The organism is Erythrobacter sp. K21-9 (assembly GCF_055808355.1).
The window spans coordinates 2,615,736-2,638,465 of the sequence record NZ_CM147866.1; the positions used below are offsets into that span (position 1 = coordinate 2,615,736).

At 55.9% G+C, this 22,730-nt stretch carries 21 protein-coding genes and 1 pseudogene; 14 read left to right on the forward strand and 8 right to left on the reverse strand.

The window, feature by feature from the left end:
• The first annotated feature begins 555 nt into the window (after positions 1–555).
• Positions 556–837, forward strand: a complete 282-nt coding sequence (locus tag AC0L39_RS13405; RefSeq protein WP_473258593.1) for a hypothetical protein — start codon at positions 556–558, stop codon at positions 835–837.
• A 256-nt stretch (positions 838–1,093) separates the two neighbouring features.
• On the opposite strand, the pseudogene AC0L39_RS13410 reads toward AC0L39_RS13405, so the two are convergent.
• Positions 1,094–1,809 (reverse strand): annotated as a pseudogene (locus AC0L39_RS13410) (IS6 family transposase).
• Positions 1,810–1,879: 70 nt separating this feature from the next.
• Entirely contained in the window at positions 1,880–2,860 is a 981-nt protein-coding gene (locus AC0L39_RS13415; protein ID WP_473258595.1) for an alpha/beta fold hydrolase, read from the reverse strand.
• Between the two features lie 133 nt (positions 2,861–2,993).
• Between AC0L39_RS13415 and AC0L39_RS13420 the strand changes: the two genes are divergently transcribed.
• The 3 genes from AC0L39_RS13420 to AC0L39_RS13430 all read left to right on the forward strand — a co-directional run bounded on the left by AC0L39_RS13420 (position 2,994) and on the right by AC0L39_RS13430 (position 6,584).
• Positions 2,994–4,844: an outer membrane protein assembly factor BamB family protein gene (locus AC0L39_RS13420; protein ID WP_473258597.1), complete on the forward strand. Its 1,851-nt coding sequence runs from the start codon at positions 2,994–2,996 to the stop codon at positions 4,842–4,844.
• A complete protein-coding gene (locus AC0L39_RS13425; protein WP_473258599.1) occupies positions 4,841–5,893 on the forward strand; it encodes a VOC family protein in 1,053 nt (350 codons plus the stop codon). The genes AC0L39_RS13420 and AC0L39_RS13425 overlap by 4 nt, the downstream gene beginning before the upstream one ends.
• A 127-nt stretch (positions 5,894–6,020) precedes the next feature.
• Positions 6,021–6,584: a TetR/AcrR family transcriptional regulator gene (locus tag AC0L39_RS13430; protein WP_473258601.1), complete on the forward strand. Its 564-nt coding sequence runs from the start codon at positions 6,021–6,023 to the stop codon at positions 6,582–6,584.
• Positions 6,585–6,599: 15 nt separating this feature from the next.
• Here the strand turns inward: AC0L39_RS13430 and AC0L39_RS13435 are convergent, their stop codons facing one another.
• The 4 genes from AC0L39_RS13435 to AC0L39_RS13450 all read right to left on the reverse strand — a co-directional run bounded on the left by AC0L39_RS13435 (position 6,600) and on the right by AC0L39_RS13450 (position 10,551).
• Complete coding sequence (locus AC0L39_RS13435; protein ID WP_473258603.1) at positions 6,600–6,989, reverse strand: SDR family NAD(P)-dependent oxidoreductase; 390 nt, start codon at positions 6,987–6,989, stop codon at positions 6,600–6,602.
• 28 nt (positions 6,990–7,017) lie between these two features.
• On the reverse strand, positions 7,018–7,365 hold the full coding sequence (locus tag AC0L39_RS13440) for an SDR family NAD(P)-dependent oxidoreductase (protein WP_473258605.1): 348 nt from the start codon (positions 7,363–7,365) through the stop codon (positions 7,018–7,020).
• A 31-nt stretch (positions 7,366–7,396) separates the two neighbouring features.
• Complete coding sequence (locus tag AC0L39_RS13445; RefSeq protein ID WP_473258607.1) at positions 7,397–9,832, reverse strand: TonB-dependent receptor; 2,436 nt, start codon at positions 9,830–9,832, stop codon at positions 7,397–7,399.
• Between the two features lie 308 nt (positions 9,833–10,140).
• Complete coding sequence (locus AC0L39_RS13450; protein ID WP_473258608.1) at positions 10,141–10,551, reverse strand: hypothetical protein; 411 nt, start codon at positions 10,549–10,551, stop codon at positions 10,141–10,143.
• Between the two features lie 1,016 nt (positions 10,552–11,567).
• Here AC0L39_RS13450 and AC0L39_RS13455 point away from each other — a divergent pair.
• Complete coding sequence (locus AC0L39_RS13455) at positions 11,568–12,350, forward strand: hypothetical protein (RefSeq protein ID WP_473258610.1); 783 nt, start codon at positions 11,568–11,570, stop codon at positions 12,348–12,350.
• 807 nt (positions 12,351–13,157) lie between these two features.
• Here AC0L39_RS13455 and AC0L39_RS13460 read toward each other — a convergent pair.
• Both AC0L39_RS13460 and AC0L39_RS13465 read right to left on the reverse strand, forming a co-directional pair.
• On the reverse strand, positions 13,158–13,451 hold the full coding sequence (locus AC0L39_RS13460) for a cache domain-containing protein (protein WP_473258613.1): 294 nt from the start codon (positions 13,449–13,451) through the stop codon (positions 13,158–13,160).
• 78 nt (positions 13,452–13,529) lie between these two features.
• On the reverse strand, positions 13,530–14,246 hold the full coding sequence (locus tag AC0L39_RS13465; protein ID WP_473258615.1) for an IS6 family transposase: 717 nt from the start codon (positions 14,244–14,246) through the stop codon (positions 13,530–13,532).
• A 362-nt stretch (positions 14,247–14,608) separates the two neighbouring features.
• Between AC0L39_RS13465 and AC0L39_RS13470 the strand changes: the two genes are divergently transcribed.
• The 9 genes from AC0L39_RS13470 to AC0L39_RS13510 all read left to right on the forward strand — a co-directional run bounded on the left by AC0L39_RS13470 (position 14,609) and on the right by AC0L39_RS13510 (position 22,596).
• Positions 14,609–14,938, forward strand: coding sequence for a metalloregulator ArsR/SmtB family transcription factor (locus AC0L39_RS13470; protein WP_473258617.1), 330 nt, complete (start codon positions 14,609–14,611; stop codon positions 14,936–14,938).
• On the forward strand, positions 14,935–15,600 hold the full coding sequence (locus tag AC0L39_RS13475) for an SdpI family protein (protein WP_473258619.1): 666 nt from the start codon (positions 14,935–14,937) through the stop codon (positions 15,598–15,600). Before AC0L39_RS13470 ends, AC0L39_RS13475 begins: the two co-directional genes overlap by 4 nt.
• Before the next feature lie 219 nt (positions 15,601–15,819).
• Positions 15,820–16,617, forward strand: a complete 798-nt coding sequence (locus AC0L39_RS13480; RefSeq protein WP_473258621.1) for a TraB/GumN family protein — start codon at positions 15,820–15,822, stop codon at positions 16,615–16,617.
• A gap of 61 nt (positions 16,618–16,678) precedes the next feature.
• Positions 16,679–17,089, forward strand: coding sequence for a VOC family protein (locus AC0L39_RS13485; protein WP_473258623.1), 411 nt, complete (start codon positions 16,679–16,681; stop codon positions 17,087–17,089).
• A gap of 181 nt (positions 17,090–17,270) precedes the next feature.
• A complete protein-coding gene (locus tag AC0L39_RS13490; protein WP_473258625.1) occupies positions 17,271–17,687 on the forward strand; it encodes a hypothetical protein in 417 nt (138 codons plus the stop codon).
• Complete coding sequence (locus tag AC0L39_RS13495; RefSeq protein ID WP_473258627.1) at positions 17,684–18,847, forward strand: serine hydrolase domain-containing protein; 1,164 nt, start codon at positions 17,684–17,686, stop codon at positions 18,845–18,847. The genes AC0L39_RS13490 and AC0L39_RS13495 overlap by 4 nt, the downstream gene beginning before the upstream one ends.
• A gap of 30 nt (positions 18,848–18,877) precedes the next feature.
• Positions 18,878–19,324 (forward strand): GFA family protein, encoded by a 447-nt coding sequence (locus AC0L39_RS13500; RefSeq protein WP_473258629.1) that lies wholly within the window; start codon positions 18,878–18,880, stop codon positions 19,322–19,324.
• 109 nt (positions 19,325–19,433) lie between these two features.
• Positions 19,434–21,131: a TolB family protein gene (locus AC0L39_RS13505; protein WP_473258631.1), complete on the forward strand. Its 1,698-nt coding sequence runs from the start codon at positions 19,434–19,436 to the stop codon at positions 21,129–21,131.
• 373 nt (positions 21,132–21,504) lie between these two features.
• The gene (locus AC0L39_RS13510; protein WP_473258634.1) at positions 21,505–22,596 is read left to right on the forward strand and encodes a DUF5694 domain-containing protein; all 1,092 of its coding nucleotides are present in this window, start codon (positions 21,505–21,507) and stop codon (positions 22,594–22,596) included.
• Positions 22,597–22,730 lie beyond the last annotated feature (134 nt).

The window sequence follows — 22,730 nt, forward strand, 5'->3', positions numbered from 1 at the left end:
CTATCTGTCATACCAGTTAGAGTCCGCACATCAGACCTATGCGTCACTCTCGCCCAAGACTTTGCAACCTGTCCACTCAAGTGTGCTATTTGTATTCGAGTACCATTCACGCCGTGGCTATCGATAAAAAGTCCATCGGGCAGACCAATTTGCCTCGGTGGGACCATCAAGTGATCGAGATATCACTGACTTCAATGGGATTGCACATTGGTATGACATAACGGCGGTTCAGACGCCCCGATCTAGTTAATGCAAGACTTTACTGGCGCAGCAGTCCCTTACTCAAATCCAGTTCAGGCCCTGGCATTCTGCCACTCAGCCGATGCGGCTGAAAACGATGGTCGTCTTTTCGAGCCCGAATGCGAAGAAGGAACGCGATCACGGCTCGAGCTGGACAAAGACGAGCAGATCATCGATCGCGCCCGCGACCCTGTCTCCATCGAGCTTCCACTTTTATTACCGCTTCGCGGCGACAGGAAACTCGTCACTAGGTCCTCGCTCGCATCACCGCGGCCCGATGGCGCGCCGAAAGGCGCCCTGCGAAAGGCGCATGCCGTGCTCTTGAACGAGCGCGGTTTCCGGGTGATGCAGACCGCGCCGGTCTCGCCATACGATCGCAATATCCTGCGCCTCGCATTTCTCCCGCCCGACATTCGGCAGGCGATCATCACCGGTCGGCAACCACCTCATCTGATCCTCGAAAATCTCCGGCAGATGACGATCCCGCTGAGCTGGGAAATGCAGCATGTTGCGCCGGTAGTTCGTGAGCCCGATACAGGCCTTGCAGGCGCAAAAACCCTGCAATCCGGCGAATTGGACGGCCCAAACAGACATTAAATGCCCTGCTATATTAATACAAGAAACCCCTTCCCTTGGCACACAACCCACGGGAAATAGGAGGTCCTGCCGGGTTGAATCCGTGCCATACCCGCGAAAATGCCTGTTACGGCTTGAGGCACACAAACCCGCCTGTTCTGCGGGCTTTCGCGGACGACCTAAAACTAGAGACGGGTGCTCGAGATAGGTGGCGGTGCTGTCAGTCTAACGCGAACTCGTCTCCGTTCGATACAGAGCGCCCTGCCCAAACCTCCGGTCAGGCCATGGGCGATTGCCACTCCGCCAGAGCGGCGGAACGGGTGGCCTTGTAGCTTTGTCTGTCGATGAGGTGGCGGTCGGAGCTGAAGTGGTTTTGGACGTTGGCATGGACTGAAGCGAATTTCTGAAGAGATTTCATCCTCCTGAAACGCAGCATCACCCTTTCTCTTCGTCGGAACGGCAAGTGTGAGTTCTCTACTCGATTGTTGGCCCAGCGACCTATCTCCTGTCGGCCCTGGTTTCCAAGCTCGCTCATGGCCGCTTTGTAGGACATCAGGCCATCAGTGGTGATGGTTTCGACAGGTCCGTGGTTCTTCAGCGCGTTTCTCATGAAGCGTAGGGCCACCTTATTGTCGCGTTTCTTAGTGACGAAGCTCTCAAGCACTTCGCCTTCTTGGTCGATCGCTCGCCAGAGGTAGTGCGTCTCTCCGTTGATCTTCACAAGCATCTCATCGAGAGGCCAGCGCCACTGCCTGAAGCCTCTCATCCGGTTGATGCGCTGGCGCTTGATGTCCGCTGCGAACATGGGGCCAAACCGGTCCACCAGAATCGGACCGTCTCGTGACAGATATCAATGCCGCGCTCCGCCAGCAGATCCTCGACATTCCGCAGGCTCAGCGGAAAACGCACATACATCATCACCACAAGGCGGATAATTTCCGGCGATGAGTTGAAATAACGAAACGGGCTGGCTGGGTTCTTCTTGCGAGGCATTGCCCTGCCCTAGCTAATCACCCGCGTTACACTAGCAGGTACATTTGCTCTGACAGTGCCAATCGCTCCGCTAATTGGCCGGAATATTGCACGATGGATCATCTCGAAGAACAAAGTCACCCATTGCGCTGTTCGTTGCCTCAGGATTTTGAAACGGGGTCCAATGGCCAGCGCTGTTAATGGTTACGACGGTCAGATTCGAGGCGCCGGCCAACGCCTTGTTCTCCATCTGCTTCACAAAGGTTTTGTCTTCTGCGCCCCTGACAAGCAAGACAGGAATTTCGACCAAAGATCTATCCTCCGGCCAGTAATGCGCTGAAGGATTGAGCTGATCGAATGATGGAACATTCGCCTTGTACCACTGAATACCGGCATAGAGCGCGCCCTTTTTGCCAAGCGCGGCGCGGAACAGTGCTCCTTCGCGCTCTTCCAGCACCGCGGTTTCAACCATCCGCTTGTATGCGAGGTTGTAGAACGACGATGCAAATGTATCCGTAGCCGCCGTTTCGCGGTCGATTGCGAGCAGCCTCGACATGTAACTGGACGCTGCGCGTTGTTCCGGATCATATGCAAGAAGATCCAGTAGCAGATTGTAAGATGGAGCGCTGAAGACAGCCAATCTTTCCACTTTGTTCGGATCCCATTGGACATAGCTCCACGCGAGCGCGCCGCCCCAATCGTGTCCGACGAGCGTTATCTTTTCTCCCGGCGCAAGATCATTGATCAGAGCGTCCAGGCGTTTCGCAAGGGTCTCGACCTTGTACGCATCGTCTGATTGGGGTTTCGCCGATAGCCCGGATCCCGGCGCGTCGATTGCAATGACGCGCCGGCAATGCCGCAGCGACTCCATCTGATCGCGCCAGACATACCAGAAGCTGGGAAAACCATGCACGAAGAGTACTGTCGGCCCCTGACCTGCCTCCACATAATGTATGCGCTCATTGCCTTCGCCGCTGAAGCCGCTGCGATAGGGCGTGCCGGGTCCTGCGAGTTCGTTTGCGTAATCGACCGCCGGGTCCGACGCCACCTGCTCCGCGATCTTCTCTGGCACTAAAGGAGCGGGTGGCTGTGCCGGTTGATGTGAGCACGCTGCCACGGTCCCACCAAACAGTGCAATTCCGAGCCTTCGCATTGACAGTCAACCCCTCTATTGTATTATTAGTCAATAACGGATGGGGTGAGGAATGAAAAGCGGATTTGCGATAATCGGCCTGATGGCTGCCGCACTTGCTGCTTGCTCACCTCAGGTTGGCGAAGAGGCGCAGGCATTGCCTGAAAGCGGCAAGGCTGCATTGGCTGAACGTCTCTATGAACAGAACTGCGCCTCCTGTCATAATGGGGGTGTCAACGGCGCTCCGACCCGTGCCGCATTGGAAGAGCGAAGCCAGGCGCAGGTACTCGCCTCAATGAATGGCGGGATCATGCAGGCACAGTCGGCCGCTCTGTCTTCTATCGACCGCGTCGTGTTGGCTGAGTATTTGGGTAGAGGACAAGCGGCGCGCGAAGCCACCGGGCCGCGCTGCGAGGGCACTTTGCGATTCTCCGGCGCGCCTTTGTGGGGCCGCTGGGGCAACGGCAATGCCAACACACGTTTTCAGTCGCGCCAGAATGCGGGTCTGGGCGTTGATGAGGTCGAGCGGCTCGAACTGGCATGGGCATTCGGTTTTCCTGGCGCACAGAGAGCACGCTCTCAGCCAGCCATCACACCCGAAGCGCTGTTCACTGGCAGTCAGTCGGGTCATGTCTATGCTCTAGATCCTCAAACCGGATGCATATGGTGGACCTATGATGCAGGAGCTGAGGTTCGCAACGCGCCGGTGATTGAAACCGGGACCGATGGCCGACCACAGTCGCTCTATTTTGGCGATGTCGATGCGGTAGTTCATGCAGTCGATCCTCTCACAGGGGAGGGACGCTGGTCTAAATCGGTGCGGGATCATCCCGACGGCACGATCACCGGGAGTATTGCTCTCCATAAGGACACCCTTTTCGTGCCCATGTCGTCACTTGAAGTCGTGTCCGCGTACGATGACCAATACGCTTGCTGCACTTTTCGCGGCGGTGTCACCGCACTGGACGCAGGCAATGGCGAGCATAAATGGCGGTGGTTCTCTGTCGATGAACCGACGAAAACTGGCAGCAACAGCATTGGCATCGACGTCCTAGCGCCCAGCGGCGCACCCGTCTGGTCAACGCCAACGATCGATGCGAAGCGCGAGTTGTTGTATGTCGGGACGGGCGAGAACTACACCTCGCCAGCGAATGGCAACAGCGACGCCATTGTCGCTCTGTCGCTGAGCAACGGGCGGCTCCGCTGGGTCTCCCAGACGGTGGCAGGAGACGCTTGGAACGCAGCGTGTGGCCGCGACCCGAAGGCCAACTGTCCTGAAGAGGACGGCCCAGACTTCGATTTTGGTGCGGCACCGATTCTGGTCGAGCTTCCATCGGGCAGGGATATCATTCTGGCCGGGCAGAAATCCGGGGAAGTCTTCGGCATGGACCCCGATGACAGCGGCCGTATCCTTTGGAGTGAACGCGCCGGTATGGGCGGGTTCAATGGCGGCATTCACTGGGGCATGGCAAGCGATGGTAAGACGCTGTGGGTGCCGATTGCTGACACGCCCGGCAACCGCTTCACTGTCGGCCCACCGCGACCCGGCATTCACGCATTCGAAGCAGCGACGGGTCGTAAGCTGTGGTCGCGCATTGAAAAGCCGACTTGCGACGAACCGGGTTATGCCTGCCAGACAGCTCTTTCCGCCCCATTGACGGCGATGCCCGGCGTCATCTTTGCGGGAGCGCACAACGGACGCTTGATTGCCTACTCGGCCTTCGATGGCAGAGTGCTGTGGATGGACGAGACCAATCGGACGTTCGAGACTGTCAACGGCGCCGAGGCGAGGGGCGGATCGATCGATAGTGCCGGTGTCGTGGTCGCCGGCGGCATGATTTTTGTGAACTCAGGCTACGACAAATTCGGCGAGATCGCAGGCAATGTCTTGCTCGCCTATCGTCCAGCGGGAGAACGGGAATGAAACGCCTTTTGGTTGCGGGCATCGCTTGCTTTGCATTGTCGGCTTGCACGACTTCCGCTGGCCGAACGGGCGCTGCCACTCCCGCTTCACCGGACTCCATTCTAGGCGTCCATCATGTCGGAATCACCGTTTCCGATATCGATGACACGGTGGCATTCTACGGCTCCGTGGTCGATTTCGATCTGGTCGAACGCCGCATGGTGGATGCATCGAGCCTGCCCGCCGAAGTCCTTTCAAGGCGAGAGGGGCAGATAGAAGTTGCGCTGGTTCGAACGCCTACCGTCTTTCTCGTATTGACCGACGTGGAGCCGGGCTTGGATGCGGAGCCGGAAAAGCGCTCGGTTACAGGACCGGGCTACACCCATATTTGTTGGCAGACCCATGCCGACAATTCCGGCTACCAGCGCTTTCGCGAAGCTGGGCTCGACATTCTCTCGCGCGGGAACGACGCAGTTGATCTTGGTGGATACGGTGTCACATATGCGTATGGGTTCGACCCCGATGGCATCATGATCGAAATGGAACAGCTCGAACGCCCTCGGCGGCAAGATGATGCTTGGTTGACGCACATCGCTAACGTGCCCGGCGACAAGGCGAGGATGGTTGATTTTTACACCAAAATTCTCGGCTACGGGCCACATCGCGAATTGCCTGCAACGCGAATGGAGACCATCGACGATGTGGTCGACATCGACGGAACGGTCGTCACCGCAAGCTGGTTCGCGACATGGAACTTCGAACTGGAATTCTGGAACTACGAAGAACCAGCCACGCCGACCTCGCGCACGGACTGGACGCTGGAGCGAATTGGCTACAACAGCTTGTCCTTCGAAGTCTCCGATCTCGATGGCACGATAGCCCGCCTCGAACCCCAAGGTATCGAGTTCGCTGGTCCGGCGTTTACTCTCGGGGGGTGGCGGGTGCGCTATGCTCGCGATCCCGAGGGAAACCTGCTGGCCTTTCAGCAAAATATCAGTGCAGGCAGAGATCGCTCGATTCATGAAATGCGTTGGCACGATCCAGCATCATACCCGCTCCCGCCTCTTTGACGCCGCAGCTCTGGATTCTCAGCCAGTGTTTGCTACACCTTCCGCAATGGCATCCACCGCCCGCAAAGTGCGCACCCGGCTCGATCCGGCAGAACGCCGACGGCTTATCCTCGATCACGCGGCCGAAATGGTCGGGCGCGAAGGGGTTGCCGCGATCACCATGGATTCTATCGCGCAAGCAGCTGGTGTGAGCAAATCACTAGTCTACAACTACTTCCCCAATCTTAATGAACTTCTCAGCGAGCTGCTTGAACGCGAGCTACGAATGCTTCGGCGCGAACAAAGCGAGGCGGCGCAAGACGCCAAGACTTTCGAAGGTCTCGTGCGCGGTATCACACACGCGTATATCAAATATATCGATGAGCGCGGTCTGATTATCGACCGTTTGCAGGCTGAACCGAGCGTCAGCGCGGTCCACGATCCGACCGAATATGGACGCGACGCAGCAGTCGACTATCTAGCCGGGATTATCGGTAAGCATCTCGACCTGCCGCAAGATGTTGCGCAGGCATGCGTTGACATCAGTTTCGGTCTTCCCGCATCAGCTGGGATATACCTCCTGCGCGACAAAAGTCGTCATACGATGAGCTGGAAGCAGGTCGAGGACATTACAGTGACCATGATTATCGGCGCAATCATGGCAATTAAGGACGACTACATCCGCAAACGGCAGTCATTGCGAGGCGAATAAGCGCCGCACACATTACTACATCGGGAAGATCGACTGGCCGCCATCGATCACGAGCGAATGGCCCGTCACAAGGTTGCTTTGCCGAGAGGCGAGGAAGACCGCGACGCCCTCCATATCCTCAAGTGTGCCGAGCTTTCCGGAGGCAGTGCGCCGCAAGCAGGCGTCTTGAAACGCTTGCGGTGTTTTCGTCGACATCTCAGTCTCGATAAAGCCGGGCAGAATTGCATTGGCCTGTATGCCCGCAGGCGCCAGCTCAATCGCCAGGCTCCGGATTAGCCCGGACACCGCAGCCTTCGTGGCCGAATAGCCGCCGCCGGGAATTCCCATCAGCGCAGCAATGGAAGACGATACAATGAGCTTGCCACCTTCACCTTGCGCAAGGAACTGTTTTGTCGCCGCCTGCATCGTCGCCGTTACGCTGTTCAAGTTGAGGTCAATTGTCGACTCCCAATCGTACCGGTGTGTGATCGACAAAAGGTTTTCGCACGCCCGAACCGCCGGCATTGGCGAAACAGCTGTCCAGCCTGCCGAACCGTTTAATCGTAGCCGACATCGCCGCGTTGATCGCTTCGGGATCCGTTACATCGCAGACGTACCCCTCCGCTTCCACGCCGAGGTGGATGAGCTTATCAACGGCAGAGGCATTGCGATCAACATTGCGGCCCCAGATCGCAATGTGAGCTCCTGCCTTGGCCAAACCTCTGGCCATGCCCAAGCCAAGCCCGGTGTTGCCGCCTGTCACCAACGCAACATGCCCCTCCAAATCGAACAATCCACCCATCAACTGCGTCCCCTTTGATTTTCGCGACCCATCAAAATCCTACGCGCAGCGCAATGCCGTAAATGCGCGGATCAATGAGAAAGGCGCTGCGAAAGCTCCCGACCAGATTGGAGTTCACCTCGAGAAAAGTGATATCGTCGTTGTTGGTCACATTTTTCACGAATGCGGTGAGGTTCCAGTCGCGGTCTTCGAGGGCGAACTGCAGCGAAAGGTCGAGCTGTTCCCATCCATCAACCCGGTCTGCCGGAACATTGAATTCCCGGCTGAAGAACCCTGTCTGACTGTAGAAATCCACCCTCGGTCGCACTGTCCAATTGCTTCCGCCGATGAAAGTGTATTCGGCGGCAAGCTTGAAAGTGCGCTCTGGCGCATTGGGGAGCGTATTGCCCTGCAATTGGAAGAAAGCTCCTCCGCGCGATGGATCAGAGGAGAGAAAGTCGCTGCGGACTTCGGTGTCGAGCAGACCAAGCGAGCCCTCAAGGCGCAAACCGTCCTGCGGCTCTGCCACGGCCTCAAGCTCGAAGCCCTGAATCCGCGAAGACGGGATGTTCACGTTGGTTGCGAGCGTACCGACGATGTTGCCAACGATCAGATCGGAATAATCGTAGCGGAAGATAGCGGCGTTGACCGTCACACGCCGGTCCATGAATTGGTTCTTGGTGCCTAGCTCGTATGAATCGATGGTTTCCGAGTTGAAGGTGGGCGTACCGAGGTTGCCGGGATTGAAACCGCCCGATTTGAAACCGCGCGAATAGGTGAAATAGAAGTTGTTGTCGGGCGTCGGCTGCCAACTCACACTTGCGCGACCAGTAACCGCATCGAATTCCGCCTCTCCAATGAATGGCGCGCCGAGTGCCACGAATCCACTTGCGGTCGTGATCGACTTGTCATCCTTGGTGTAGCGCAGCCCGCCCAGTATGCTCAATTCGGGCGTGATGTCATAGTAGAGTTCGCCGAACACTGCGTAGCTATCGACATCGGCGTCGCTGGTGTTTCCGCTGGTCGTGAAGCCCAAGGTGCGCGTAACGGGCAGGTACGTGGTGACTTCGCCCGAACTTTCCGCCCACAGATAATAAGCACCGACGAGGAAATCGAACGGCCCGTCGAAATTGGAGCCAAGGCGCAGCTCCTGGCTGAATTGTTCGCGTTTGCCGAAGGCTTCCTGCGAGGTGCGGTAATCGGTCGTGGTGACCGCCTGGCCGCCAGCGCGAAGATTATAGGTCAGCACACCGTCACCGTTTCCGGCATCGGCGATCGTGAGCGGGCCAAAGGCGGTTGTATAGGTTCCCGGTTCGAATGCGCTCGGACGGGTGCCCTGATCGAAGTCGCGAAAGGATTCGTTTTCACCGACGCGGTAACCGGTGACCGAGGTCAGCGTGAGAGCTCCGAGTTGCTGTTCGATTTGCAATGTGGCGAGGAAGTCCTCGATATCCTGCTCGGGTTCTATATCGATGCGCACTTGGCGAAGATCGGTCGGATTGTCGGAATAGGTGCCGGGCCTGACTGCTCCGCCGAGCAATCCGTCGATCCCGAATGCGTCCGGAAAATCGAAGCTGACCGTCTCGGACGAACAACCGAACGTTGCATCCGGCGTGCACAGGCTTTTCACTGCATTCGCGCGATTGGAATCTTCCCGGAAGTAATTGAGCACGAGGTCGATGGTTGTCGTGTCGGTCGGTTCAAACCGTGTGCTTGATCGCAGGCTGTATTGATCGCGGCCATCGATTGGCTGATTGTTTTCAAGATTGAGTGTGTATCCGTCACGCTTGAGGACGTGCGCAGCAAAGCGTTGATAGAGTCCCTTTGCAATCGGCAGATTGATCGCGGCCTCCGCGCGAACGCCATCAAAGTTTTCAAGCTGTAGCTGTGCGTAGCCTTCGAACCTGTCAGTCGGGCGCTTGTTGACGATATTGATCGCACCGCCAGTGGTGTTGCGACCAAAAAGCGTCCCTTGCGGTCCGCGTAGCACTTCGATCCGTTCCAAATCGAAGAACTCACCGAAAGTGCTGCCCTGCTGCAGGAATACGCCGTTGACGAGAACGCCAATATTCGTATCGGCGCTGCCGCCGAAACTCTGTGAACCCACCCCGCGAATAGTCAAATTACGATTGGCAGACAAAATCACGTTGGGGGCGTTAAACTGCAAATCTTGCGAGTCTTCGATGCGCGCGGCCAAGAGGTTCTCTGACGTTAACGCTGTGATGGAGATCGGAACGTCTTGGACATCCTCCTCTCGCAACTGCGCCGTCACAATAATAACATTGTCATTGTCTTGCGACGCACCATCACCGGCTTCGTCCTGTGCCAGGGCTGGCGATGCGGCGAGCGCGGTGGCTAAGGCAAAAGCCGAATATAGCGGTACCTTGCGATTGTATCTCATTATTCCTCTCCCCTTGTGGAAGCAGGAGTGGCACGTATTGTATATATAGTCAATAAGAGCGTTTGGCAGTGCGAAAATCGAACCCATTTGGTATCACGAAGAGGCGTTATTACGCGAGTGGTCAACACCGGTGGATGCCACTTTTCTGGAGTGTCGAGACGCCTGAAGCGCTATATTCTGCGGTTTGATTTCCGAAATAAATGGATGCAATTTGACACCAGCCATGTTCGAATGGCGTTTTGGTTCCGGGCCGTAAATGGATGGTCCGGTTCTGGATCACATCCCAACAAGATCCGCTGTGCTTTGGCTACCCGTAGAGCGAGTGGAGTGTTGGCCATCCAAGTGATTTGCCTCGCTGATTCCTCGGCGATGACAGAATTGACACGGGGTCCAGGCTAAGCGGGCGAGTACCACACGAGCGCGGCGAGACCGATCCACGCCGTTAACATCACAAAGTAAGTCCATCGGCGTGGCCACAGCCCGACCACTAGCAGCGTAGCCGCCGCAGTGCCGCCGAGGGCAATCAACGCCGAACTTGCCGCGAGAGTGCCTGTGCCAGCAAGCGCAGTTTGGATCGCCATGTTGGCCCATTGTGCTGGCAGTAGAACAAGAAGCCACTCGGGTATCGCACCCGGCTGTACAACGGCTGTCGCAATAACAGCAGCCTCGCCTGCGACCACGAACAACGCGATCGACCAGCCTTTGCCCTTTCCGCTACAGGCAAAGAGGGCGCCCCGCGCGGCGAAGCTGACGCTGGCGATAAACACTGCCAGACCGGTCGAAAGCGGGTGCTGCAGGTGTGACATGCCTAGCATGCGCGCGAGAAGTATAAGGCCCGAGCCAGCTAGGAGCGCGAGAAGTACGCCAATCCACAAGCGCCCGGTAGTGGCCGCTCCGATCATTCCCGCCCCCATCAGGCCTACTGCCAGTATAGGACCGCCTATCACAGTGAGCGGTCTAGCATTATTCGGATCAATGAGCAGCAGCATGGCCACGGCGGGTGCTACCGCACCCACTAGTGCAACTGACAGCCAAGCTACCAGAGGCCAAACGAGGGGCTGAGCTTGCGACCAGGGCTTCATGAGACAGACACTGGTCAAAGCCCCCGTCATTGTCGAGGATAGTTGCCCAGCGGTGCCTCACCTCCCGTAAAGGAAGCAATAATTGGGCCGATTCCAGACAGTCAGCCTTAGATTAGGCAAGAAGTGCGACAAGCTATCTCAGAGCAACCGGTCCACGAACGCATTTAAGAAGACTTTCACCGAACGAGTCGAAATCTGCTTTGATGTTCCATGTTTGCTCTTCTTTTTATCTTTCTCGCGCACAATCCTGATCCGATCGCTATCGACGTCTAGCGCGGTGAACCTGAGAAATGGCGCGATCAAAATGTGAGGGTATGCGGAGAGTTTTCTACCAAAGGTTCTGTACACTATTCCGATACCATGTTGAATCGGCATGGTCGTGTAGGCATCAGGCTGAGCGGCGCACGCGACTTGAGTGACGAGCAGGAAGTCTGTCTGACTGGTTGGTGGAGACGAGATCCCGAGACAGAGTATGCCACTCGAGACCACATCATCGTAACAGACGCTGCAGTCCACCCGTACTATGTTCTGGCTTTGCTGAAATAGCGCGATGCTTACGCCGGCAAGCAGCGTCCGAACCACACCCAACCATAGTCCAACCAATGGCGGCTTGTGGGCTGGAAGCGGACCGTCCGTTCTCTGTAGTCAGAGGCTGTGAAGCTGACGGTCTACTGACGATCCAAGTGCGGGCATTTACGGTTAAGCCCCCTTCCTGTAGAATGCCGCCTTGAGGGAAGGCTATGGGACTTGCGGCGACCGATAACGAAGCTCGGATGATATCGAGAGCCGACCGCGTATTCTTTTCAAGCTTTGCTCTCGCTACCACTGCCACGGCGTTCTTCGGCTTCACCTTTACATATTTCACCCCGATGCTGACCGGAAGTTATCCGGATTTGTCGCCATTTGTGCACATCCATGGTTGGTCGTTCTTCGTCTGGTATCTTCTGTTCCCAATGCAGGCTGTGCTGATTGCGGCCAACCGCTCTAAACTCCACATGGCGTTCGGGCGCGCGAGTGTTGCGCTCGCTTTGATCATGATCGTCACCGGAGTATTCGTGCTTTCCGTCCGGATGGATGACGCATTGAGCGGCGACGCTGACGGGTTCCTCGCCTTCCTCCGGTATGTCGGCTCGCTGATCTTCTCCAATATTCTGCTCTTTGCGGTCTTCTTTGCGCTCGCCATTCGCATGGCTATGGAAGGGCGCTTTCAGGCACACAAACGGTGGATGGTGTTGGCAAGTTCGGCTGGCTTGGGTGCGGCACTTTTCAGGGTGTTTGGATTCCTTTTCGGACCAGTCGCATGGGCTGAAACCGGCTGGGTTTTGGCCACGAACGCCTTCATGGTGTCAGCCATGGTCTTTGATCGATTATTTCATGGCAAAGTGCACCCAGTCTATTGGCAAGGATTTGCGTTCGCAATCGCGGTTGAAGCAATCTTATGGCCTTTCCCCGGTAATCCGGTCGTAGCTCAACTTAATTCAGCACTCGCATGGATCGGACACTATGTTAGAGTGATCTATTAGCCCGGTGAGCAATCAGGCCTCTCGGTTTTGACGTCATCGTTAGGTTCGATGTCTATCGGATAGAGTTGGCTGCAACTTGTTGGTCGGAAGCGGATTGTCCGTTCTCGTATTGAAAACAGCTGTTCCACTAGCCTCTTATGAATCAGTTCAGCAGGCACTGACCGGATCGCTGTTACGGTGATGCTGGCGCCAGTCACTGCAAGGATGATATGCGATCTCTATCACCAGGATCTTTAGAACACGCATTCGCCTGGCATTACGAGATCAGTTCGAAGAGAAGTTCGCGTCCATTTCCGTCGCCTCTGTAAGCGAAGCCCAAGGATTTGAGAATGTCATCATTCTCAAGCCTACCGAGTGGTCGATCAATGAATACGCATTGACCTCTTGACGGGAAAGTGAGGAAGCGATCCAATCCTATGTAGGCGTAAGTTGGGAAGAAGCTATGATCCCTGCTGGAATGTAGAAGTTCATCGCGGGATGCTGGATCCACCATTACAGCTCTTGGGATGGCGTCTGATCATGTCAGTGGCCCAGCCGCCCATCCTGCAAGTCCGCATCGCCTAGAATTGCTATCGCAACGTATTGGGCGCGCAGGCCATCTGCTGTTATCTCCACAGGTTCAACTGAAAGCGAACATGGATCGCCGCGACCAGACGGAATATTACCGAAGACGAGTCTAAACACCGAAACGGATTTGCCGGCTCGCGATGTCAGGGAATCTTCACTCCTTGGCCAATCAAGTGCATTCCTCTGGACGTCGCAATTGTCCTGAAATGGCGCATACCGCATCGCTAAAGTCGCCGTGGTTCATTGGTCGGCAATCAAATCCGATTCTTGAAGCGAATACACACCAGCGCCGATCTGCATCTCGCGCCCAGGTACACTGCGGACGTAGCTGATCTTCTTGGCAACGGTTTCAGTACCTGGGATCAACCAGCTATATTCGACCCATCCGCCCTGCGGGTTTGCTGCGACATCGCACAGCGCCTCGCCATAGCGATATCCTGCATAGTCGACGTGCTTGCGAATATCGCCGCCTTCGCGATCGGGGAATGCAGGGTTCGCAAGCACGAGATCGGCCTTGCAATCAACTACGAACACGTAGCTGTCTTTCCGGTGCTGTCAGTCTAATCGCAACTCGTCTCTGGTTGGCGCAGCTATCCCTTACCCGATGTGAGTTCATGCCATGAGGTTCTGCCACTCAGCCAGGGCGGCTGAGCGGCGGGTCTTGTAGGTCTGTCTGTCGATGAGGTGGCGTTCGGAGTTGAAGTGGTTGTGGACGTTGGCGTGGACCGAGGCGAACTTCTGCAGGCTCTTCATCTGCCGGAACCTGAGCATCGCTCGCTCTCTTCGCCGGAACGGTAGGTGCGAGTTCTCAACTCTATTGTTGGCCCAGCGTCTCACTTCCTGCTTGTCGGTATTGCCGAGCTCTCGCATCGCTGCTTTGTACGAGGCGAGACCATCGGTGGTGATCTCACTTGGTGACCCGTAGCGCTTCAGCGCTTTTTTCATAGACTGCAGCGCTGCCTTCTTGTCTCTGGTCTTGGTGACGTAGCTCTCAAGGATCTCGCCCTCCTGATCGACCGCCCGCCACAGATAATGAAGCTCTCCGTTGATCTTTACATAGACCTCATCGAGATGCCACTTCCACTGCCGGAAACCGCGCATTCTGCTTGCCCGCTGACGTCGCACATCAGCTGCAAACAATGGGCCAAACCGGTTCCACCAGTGCCGCACAGTCTCGTGGCAAATGTCGATCCCGCGCTCGGAAAGAAGGTCTTCCACGTTCCGTAGGCTCAGGGGAAAACGCACATACATCATCACGACAAGGCGGATGATCTCCGGTGATGAGTTGAAATAGCGAAAAGGGCTGGCTGGGTTCTTCTTGCGGGGCATCGCCCTGCCCTACCCGACCATACGAATTCGGCTAGAGGTACATTTGCTCTGACAGTGCCCACACGCGCTCCAACAGCGGCTGAAACTGGGCCGATTGCGGACAGTCCGCTTATGGTGGCCTAGGTCGAGAAGCCGCCATTCAGTTTTAAGTCCTTGGTTATCGGGTCGCCGTTTCCATCTCTTCGATGAGGAGCCGATCACACATTTTTCGCATAAGTGCGGCCTTTCCAGCTCGATGAGAACACTTGTTGCTGTGATTGCCTGCGTAAATTTGCCGCAGACAAGGTCAGGTGTCCGGCCTGAGAATCCATCGCCGTTGATTTGACTTGACTCTAATTATATCACTATCTAATTAGATGAGTATGAAAATTGGAACAGTCCTTAAGGCCCTGAACAATCCCATTCGCAGGGACATCCTATCCCGGTTGCAGGATGGACCTTTGACGGCTGGCGAATTGGCCGACGCATATGCGGTCTCGAAGCCGACCATGTCGACACATTTTGCGGCTCTCAAAGAGGCCGACCTTATCAGAGGTGACCGCGATGGTGTGGTGATTCACTATCATCTCAACGCAACGGTAGCCGAAGAGGCGCTCTCGGCGCTTGTTGGTCTGCTCGGCGCTTCAGCTGATGCGACAGCGGAACGCTCTGTTCCGGACATTCCCCAATTAGAAGTGGATCCAAAGCCATGACACGTATCCTAACTGCTTCATCTGCAATTGTGGTGCTTACGGCTGTGATCGGAACGTCACTCTGGTTAATTGGCGTCTCGCCATGGGCAGGCCTACCTAGTCCTGAAGTGTCGCTGGCCAGATCCGTTCTGACCTTCCCGGTCGCATGGGCGGCGATTGGCGCGGTCATCATGTTGCTTGTCGCGGTCGCGAAGAAGCATGCGTTTTCCGGCAGCAAATCGGACGCTGTACCCGCAATGGCGATCCTGACCGGTCCGCTTGTTGCTTTGGTCTGTCAGGTGCTCGCCCCTTTGCAAACACTCGGGGTTATCGCAGAGCAGCAAACCAATATCGTGTTCCTTGCCCTTCTGGCTTCCTTTCTGCTGTTGGCCGGAAATGTCATTGTGACCCTTCCCTTCAATAGCCCGATCGGTATCCGGAACAGCTGGACGCTGGCAAGCCCATCTGTCTGGGCCCGATCACACAGAGTTCTTGGGCGTGGTTTGGTCTTAACCACACTGATTATGACGCCGTTGGCATATGTCTTGGTGCCGGAGAACGCACAGTGGGCGCTGCTTGGTGCGGCGATCGCGGTGCAGGCCGGATCGCTTCTCTTTGCGCGGCGGCTCTTCCTAGAAGAGGAAGCGCTCGACCGAGACCGACCGGAACGCGCCGCGTCCTGAATGCACCGAAGCGAATGATCGCAAGCGCGATCAGTCTCTCACAAATTGCAATCCAATAACCGGAGCAATCAAATGGCATTTTTGCCAACCGTAGCCGCTGCACGAAACAGTTCTATCGCATTACTAGGCATCGTCGCGCTCGCTGCTTGCGCACCATCCGTGTCAGAGGCTTCGAGCACCGCGGCCACTCCAATCGCCGGCAAACCAGCGATCTGGACCATGACCGACGAGGACACGACCATTCACCTTTTCGTTTTCGCTCAGGCGCTTAAGCCGGGCGTCGATTGGCGCAGCGCTGAATTCAAGGAGATCCTAAGCAGTGCCGATCTGGTCGTCATGGAGTCCAATCCTGTCGACCAGTCGGCACAGGCCGAAACCCAAGAGGCGATTCGTAGCACGGGTCTGAACCCTCCAGGTGTAACGCTCTCTGGGCTGCTGACTGAAGCCCAACTCAGCGAAGTGGGCGCTCTTGCCCGTGCTCTTGGCATTCCGCGCGAGGGACTGGACCCCCTTAAGCCTTGGCTGGCTTCGATACAGATCGGATTTCAGGCCGTCACCAGCCAAGGTTTCGATCTGGCCAACGGACCTCCGCTTCAAATAGCGGCTCGTGCCACCCACATTGGGAAGCCGATCCAGACACTTGAGGAACCTACGGATTTGATGCAGCGCATGGCGGCATTTTCCAACGAAGAGCAAGTTGGATTGCTGCTTCACACTGTCCGAACGCTCGCCAATGATCCCGGACAGACCGCACGGGCCAACGCGGCTTGGATAAGTGGGGACGTGGAGGACCTCGGATCGATTCTGCACGGCGAGAAAGGAGCGTGGTCGAGCGACGAGGTCTATAATGCGATTCTGGTTTCGCGGAACGACGAGTGGGCCGATCAGATCGAGTCGTTGCTCCGCGAGGAAGATGGTATCGTCCTGGTAAGTGTTGGCATGGGGCATCTCGCGGGCCAAGACAGCCTCGCCACAATGCTGACAGAAAGAGGATACGAGGTTCGCAGGCACCAGTGAACCACGACGAGGGTTTCACCGCTACTCATTGTCTAGCAGCACCAATCCGAAAGGAGACATCGTGCCCAACAAACTTGCCCACTTTGCCATCGCGGCAGACGATGTTGACCGTGCAAAAGCCTTTTATGAAAACGTCTTTCAATGGGAATTCGAAGCGTGGGGGCCTCCTGGCTTTTACCGGATTTTAGGCGCGGGAGTGGGTGGTGCCCTGCAAAAGCGATCCGATCGATTCTCCGACGGGAAAGGCGGTTTCGAATGTTCGATAGCCGTCGATGACATTCAAGAATCGATGCGGCGGGTTGAGGAGGCGGGAGGTGAGATACTTGGCAAAATTGTGGCGCTTCCCGGCGTCGGAGAACTCTGTCACTTCGAAGATACAGAAGGGAACGTCGCGGTTTTGGTTCAGTATCAGTCAGAGGTTGCCTCGATGATGTATTGGGCTCGCGGGGCATCGTCTGGCGGCCTGCGATGAACGGTTTGAGACTATGAAGTCCGCACGAGGAATGAGAATGCGATATTTTGGCCTGTTTCTAGTCTCATGGACTTTGGTCTCATGCCAACTGTCAGAGCCTGCACCATCGCGTGGACCTCAAGCGGCTTTCGAGGCCTATGTCGCAGCCATCAATGAAGCTGACTATGAGGCGGCCACCGCAATGTACGACGATGCTACAGGCTTTCATTGGATTGAGCGGGGTGACATTGTCTACAACTCTTCCGAAGATGCCGCCACCGCCATGCGCGCTTTGTCGCTAAGTGACGGCAAGCCGCGGATGACGATAGACGCTCTTCGCACTGTCAGCCTTGGTCAAGATGCAGCTCTAGTTTCTGCGCACTTCGATTTCGCCATGCATTCGCCAGGCGGGAACGTCGAGTTCGCCTTCGACGGATGGATGACGGTCGGCATGGTCAAGCGCGCAAAGGGCTGGCGCATCGCCGGCGGGCAGACCGGTCCGGGCCGCTCGGCAAGGGTGGAAGGCAGGCAATCGTCCCGATCGCCAGGTGATTCCGTGCCGTTGGCTGGTCTCGGATGCGACGGGGCGTGTGATGCTCGGTCGATGGCAGATCAATGATCCGGCTCTTGGTCTTTTGCTTGATGGTCTCGCTCGCGGGCGTCCCAGCGACGGCCCTTGCCGAAAGCGCTATAGACTATGAGCGCTTAGAAGAGCTGCATGCCGAACTCGAGGGCGACAGGATCGAGGACGTTCACGCGGTCTTGGTGGATTTCCGAGGGGAGCGGGTCTTCGAGCGGTACTACGCGGCCCCTGACGCCGATTGGGGCACGCCGCTCGGCGAGGTACTGCAGACTTCCGATCGCAAACACGATCTGCGCTCGGTTACCAAGAGCATCGCCGCGCTCGCTTTGGGTCTCGCGCTTGGCGACGACTGGAAAGCCGATTTGAAGCGCCCGCTTGTTTCCTTCTTCCCGGATTATCGCGACCGCCTCGGCTCCGGCACTGCTGACATCTCCCTTCATGATGCGTTGACGATGCAGGCCGGGCTCGAGTGGAATGAAATGTCGGAGCCTTATCGGACGGCGGATGGGCTCGCAAACGAAGCCAATGACGAAATTAGGCTTGGCGCTACGACCAATCCGCTGGGACTTGTTTTGTCGCGAGACGTTGTGGTCGAGCCTGGAACCGAGTGGTACTACAATGGCGGCATCACGCAGACGCTGGGCTACCTTATTGAACGCGAAACGGACACACCGTTTGAACAGTTCATTAAAGACAAACTGTTCGATCCGCTAGCCATAGAAGACTATGATTGGCGCCGTTCCCCGGCCTGGCCGCACCATCACCCTCCGTCGGTTGCATCGGGGCTGCGACTAAGGCCTGCAGACCTTGCGAAATTTGGGCAACTCTTACTCAATCGTGGCGTCTGGAATGGTCAACAGGTCATAGACTCAGCGTGGATCGATGCGATTACGCAGCGCCATGTCGCCCGCATTGCGTGGTTCAATACTGCGCGCATGAAAAGCGGCTATGGTTATCAATGGTATCGCGGGGCGCTTAACGGACACGAAGTCGCTTTTGCGGGCGGCAATGGTGACCAGCGGCTGATGGTCTTCCCTTGCTTAGATCTCACCGTCACGATCCTTGCTGGCAATTACGATGACTTTTCGCAACGGACCGGCGAGTTGATCGGTGGAGCCGTCCTCGAGGCTGTCGTTCTTGAAGCGGGAGATACAGAGTTCCGCTCCGACAGTTCGTGTGGAGATAGGAATGATTGATTGTCGAGTTCCAGCCAACGAGACAAAGATATGGAAGCGGGCGTGACCATCTTGAGAAAAGCGTCCTGCCGCTGCGGCCAATTGAAGGCAATTTGCAACGGCGAACCGGTGCGGGTTTCGGTGTGTCACTGCCTGGATTGCCAGAAACGAAGCGGAAGCGCTTTCGCCACGCAAGCGCGCTGGCCCGAAGCGTGCGTCCAGATCGAGGGCCGGTGTTCGGCCTGGTCCCGGATCGCTGACAGCGGCAACCGTGCAGACTATCGGTTTTGCCCGGACTGCGGTTCGACAGTGGCCTACACCATCGAAGGCTGGCCGGATGTCATCGCCATCCCGGTCGGCCTTTTCGCGGACCCTGATTTTCCGGCTCCGCGCCACTCGGTGTACGAGCATCGAAAGCACGATTGGGTCGATATTTCTGGTGAGGTTGAGCATTCATCGACGCCTAGCAGCTCTCGAATGCCAGGTAGCCATCTTTGATGGGCGACTGAGCTCTCTTCGTGCAGCGGCACTATTTCTAAGAGGTCAGCCTGACAAACACAGTACAAGGCCATAGTGATTTGTAGTACATCAAGATATTGGAATTATTATGAAATTTCTTTCGGCATCCTTTGTTGTAGTGCTACCTGGTCTGACTATGAGCAGCGGAATCCATGCTCACGATGATCTCCCGATCCTCGAAGGTCCTTACCTCGGGCAAACGCCACCGGGCTCTACACCTGAACCCTTTGCACCGGGTATCGTTACAACCGAAGGCTGGGAATATGGCATTTTCTTCACGCCTGACGTGAAAGAGATCTCTTTTCTCGGAGAGAGCGAGGAAACAGGAAAGCAGGAAATTGTCGTTTTTCGGAACAACAAGGGTCGATGGTCCGAGTCAGGTCGATCGCCTCGGGTCAGCCAGCCGTTTATCTCTCCCGATGGTAAGATCATGCATTTGGGCAGGCGATATAAGGAGCGCACCGAAGATGGATGGTCAGAGATAAAAAACCTTGGAGGAGAATTCGAAGATATCCCCATCATGCGTCTAACGGCTTCATCCAATGGCACTTTGGTTTTCGACGAATTCGCTAGAGATGGGAAGAGCATTTTGCGATATTCACGAGTGGTGGATGGCAAACGCGAAGAGCCGATACCGCTTGGCGACGCGATCAATTCTGGAAGCTGGAATGCCCATCCCTTCATCGCTCCCGATGAGTCTTATCTTTTGTGGGATAGCAAGCGCGGAAGCGGATACGGCGACTCCGATATTTACGTCAGCTTCAAACAGCACGACGGATCATGGGGCGAAGCCATCAATCTAGGCAACAAAATCAACACCGACGCTTTGGAAGCCGCCCCTATCGTGACACCCGATGGAAAATATCTGTTCTTCAACAGGAATATGGGCTCTGACCAATACGAGAATGTGGACATATTCTGGGTCGATGCGCAGGTGATCGAGGATCTCAGACCCAAAAATGAAAACCGCGCGGCAACTGCATCCCTCTATCTCGGTCAAACCCCTCCTGGCCTCACGCCCGAAGTTTTTGCGCCCGGCATTGTTTCAATGAGCGGAAGGCCTGAGTTTGGCATCTCGTTTTCTCCAGAGTTGGATGAAGTATATTTCGGAGCAAATGATGATGATTCGGGAACCCAGATATATTTCTCAAGGCTCGAAGGAGGTGAATGGACCCCGATCAAGAAGGCAAATTTTACAAGCGGGAAAATTGATCAGGAAATGCATCCCTCTGTCAGCCCTGATGGAACGAGGATCTATTTCTCTGGGGTTAGCTCAGATGTTTCGTATAACAAGATTTGGTTTGTAGAGCGCCTGCAGCTGGGCTGGAGCGAAGCGAGAAGGCTAGCTTCACCAGCTAATGACGATCAAGTCTTCTTTGCAAATCAATCCGCTAATGGCGGCCTCTACTATTTCAACATATCGCAGTTCAAAGTGTTTTACGCATATAGCGTCAAAAATGATTTCTCGGAGACCGAGCCCGTCGATATCGAATTCGGTGTTCACGCATATATTTCGCCATCCCAGGATTACCTGGTTCTAGACGCCCGTCACAAGGAATACGAAAGTCGAGATGACAATGAGATTTACGTCTCCTTCAAGGAGAAAGATGGGAGCTGGGCAAAGCCGATTAACCTGGGCGGTGACGTGAATTCGCGGCGCAATGACAAAGTCCCTAGTATCTCTCCCGACGGAAAATATCTATTTTTTGGTAGGGATGAAGAGGATGGGAAGTCCAATATATATTGGGTTAGTACAGATGTTATAAAAAGACTCAGGCCTGAATGACGGAGCTCAGGCCAGTCTCGTAGAGATAAATTTCGTCATCTTCTTTCTCCTGATGGATTAGGGTCTAATCACCTTCTTCGGGTTTCAGCTATTCATCTTAAGGGAGAGATTTGGCGGTCCGCGCCCAACCATACAAAAAGCGTCTTGTCGGCCAATGGGGCCGGTAGTGGACGGTCTGCTTTTGGGTGGCGAGGCTTGGAATGGCGACATTTGACTTCCAATCGTGTTTGCAGACATTTCTCTGCCCGCGACCAGAGCGTGAGAGCAGAAATGGTGTTGGCTAAAGCTATGTACTTGTCGCCGCATCGAAGACTGCAGTACGGCTCTATCTCCTTCGAGCAACCGCGCTCAAGCATTCCTGAGGAGGCCAGCGATGAATATGGCGAGGGCGATCTGCATAGTGGCGATTCTTGGTGTCGTCTTTGCGGGCGGATTGGCATCCGCAAAGTCTGTGGCGGCTCAAACCGTAACGATAGTTGGCACGCGACACCTGACAGGATTGGAAACGCGTCCAACGGAAGAACAATACGCTCACACGATCGATGCACTTTCTACATTTGAACCCACACAGGTATGCGTGGAACGAATGGATGGCGAACGGTTGCAAGCATTGGTCCAGGACCCGAAACGAAACTCGTGGTCGCTGAGGCCTGATATACACGGAAGGCCGACTGGAACGCGTTTCATTCCATTGGGGCTCAAAATGCAAACGCAACTGGCCGTCCAACCGGCTGATGCGCGAGAAGAAGCTCGAAATCTTGCAATGCGTTGGGAAGAGATCGATTTAGAAGAGAGGCTGCGACTAATCGCGCTGCAGGTTGCCGGTTACGAAATTTACTCCGCGGTTCTCAACTGGTCGTATCTGGACAACGAGGAGCGTACGGTTGCCGAGGACGACACCCTCGCCCCGGTAGTGGATACGCTCAACGAACTGATTGTCAGCCCGCATGAGGTCTATTCTATTGCCATTCCGGTCGCACGACGCGCCGCACTCCATGAGCTCTGTATGGCTGATGCACTGGAAAACGAGACTGCCGGAATGCAGGCAGCCATTGCTTTCGGGGGCCAGGAGCTACTTGATGACCAATGGGTCGTAGCTCGGTTCGAGGCTTACAACGCGAGAATTGAAGGCGAATGGCTTCCAGCATCGGGCCGCGCAGCCCTGACACGAATGCTGGCTTTCATGAACAGCGATGAATTTGCGGAGTTCGACCGGGAAAGTCAGTGGGAGCTTCTGCGCCGTATCGACAATGAACAAGGCGCGTTCAGGCGAAGATTGATGCACTGGAACGCTCGCACAGCACAGATTTCGGCTGAACTCTTCGAGGCACTCGCGCAAGGTCCAAACGAACGTGTGATGCTGATCATTGGAGCCGCGCATCGACCATTCAACGAAGCGGAAATGAAGTCACAACCGTGGGTGACAATCGAGCCGGCGGCCGCGCTTCTAGTCGAGGCGCCTTAGGCATCTTGGAGTAGGATGGGGCCCAAACTTAGTCTTGGCTCGCAAGCTGCCGCGGGATTCTCGCACCATGTTGACGGGTTTTTCACATCGGGCTGCCGATGCAGCCCGTCAGAACGTGGGGCCGTAAGGCGACT

What these genes read in the sequence shown, in the direction of transcription:
- AC0L39_RS13430 (WP_473258601.1), top strand. Translation starts at nt 6,021, where the DNA reads ATGGTCGGGCGCGAAGGGGTTGCCGCGATCACCATGGATTCTATCGCG.
- AC0L39_RS13465 (WP_473258615.1), bottom strand. Translation starts at nt 14,246, where the DNA reads ATGCCCCGCAAGAAGAACCCAGCCAGCCCTTTTCGCTATTTCAACTCA.
- AC0L39_RS13450 (WP_473258608.1), bottom strand. Translation starts at nt 10,551, where the DNA reads ATGTCACACCTGCAGCACCCGCTTTCGACCGGTCTGGCAGTGTTTATC.
- AC0L39_RS13425 (WP_473258599.1), top strand. Translation starts at nt 4,841, where the DNA reads ATGAAACGCCTTTTGGTTGCGGGCATCGCTTGCTTTGCATTGTCGGCT.
- AC0L39_RS13475 (WP_473258619.1), top strand. Translation starts at nt 14,935, where the DNA reads ATGACACGTATCCTAACTGCTTCATCTGCAATTGTGGTGCTTACGGCT.
- AC0L39_RS13470 (WP_473258617.1), top strand. Translation starts at nt 14,609, where the DNA reads ATGAAAATTGGAACAGTCCTTAAGGCCCTGAACAATCCCATTCGCAGG.
- AC0L39_RS13445 (WP_473258607.1), bottom strand. Translation starts at nt 9,832, where the DNA reads ATGGGTTCGATTTTCGCACTGCCAAACGCTCTTATTGACTATATATAC.
- AC0L39_RS13510 (WP_473258634.1), top strand. Translation starts at nt 21,505, where the DNA reads ATGAATATGGCGAGGGCGATCTGCATAGTGGCGATTCTTGGTGTCGTC.
- AC0L39_RS13490 (WP_473258625.1), top strand. Translation starts at nt 17,271, where the DNA reads ATGTACGACGATGCTACAGGCTTTCATTGGATTGAGCGGGGTGACATT.
- AC0L39_RS13500 (WP_473258629.1), top strand. Translation starts at nt 18,878, where the DNA reads ATGGAAGCGGGCGTGACCATCTTGAGAAAAGCGTCCTGCCGCTGCGGC.
- AC0L39_RS13455 (WP_473258610.1), top strand. Translation starts at nt 11,568, where the DNA reads ATGGGACTTGCGGCGACCGATAACGAAGCTCGGATGATATCGAGAGCC.
- AC0L39_RS13505 (WP_473258631.1), top strand. Translation starts at nt 19,434, where the DNA reads ATGAAATTTCTTTCGGCATCCTTTGTTGTAGTGCTACCTGGTCTGACT.
- AC0L39_RS13435 (WP_473258603.1), bottom strand. Translation starts at nt 6,989, where the DNA reads ATGCAGGCGGCGACAAAACAGTTCCTTGCGCAAGGTGAAGGTGGCAAG.
- AC0L39_RS13480 (WP_473258621.1), top strand. Translation starts at nt 15,820, where the DNA reads ATGACCGACGAGGACACGACCATTCACCTTTTCGTTTTCGCTCAGGCG.
- AC0L39_RS13420 (WP_473258597.1), top strand. Translation starts at nt 2,994, where the DNA reads ATGAAAAGCGGATTTGCGATAATCGGCCTGATGGCTGCCGCACTTGCT.
- AC0L39_RS13495 (WP_473258627.1), top strand. Translation starts at nt 17,684, where the DNA reads ATGATCCGGCTCTTGGTCTTTTGCTTGATGGTCTCGCTCGCGGGCGTC.
- AC0L39_RS13440 (WP_473258605.1), bottom strand. Translation starts at nt 7,365, where the DNA reads ATGGGTGGATTGTTCGATTTGGAGGGGCATGTTGCGTTGGTGACAGGC.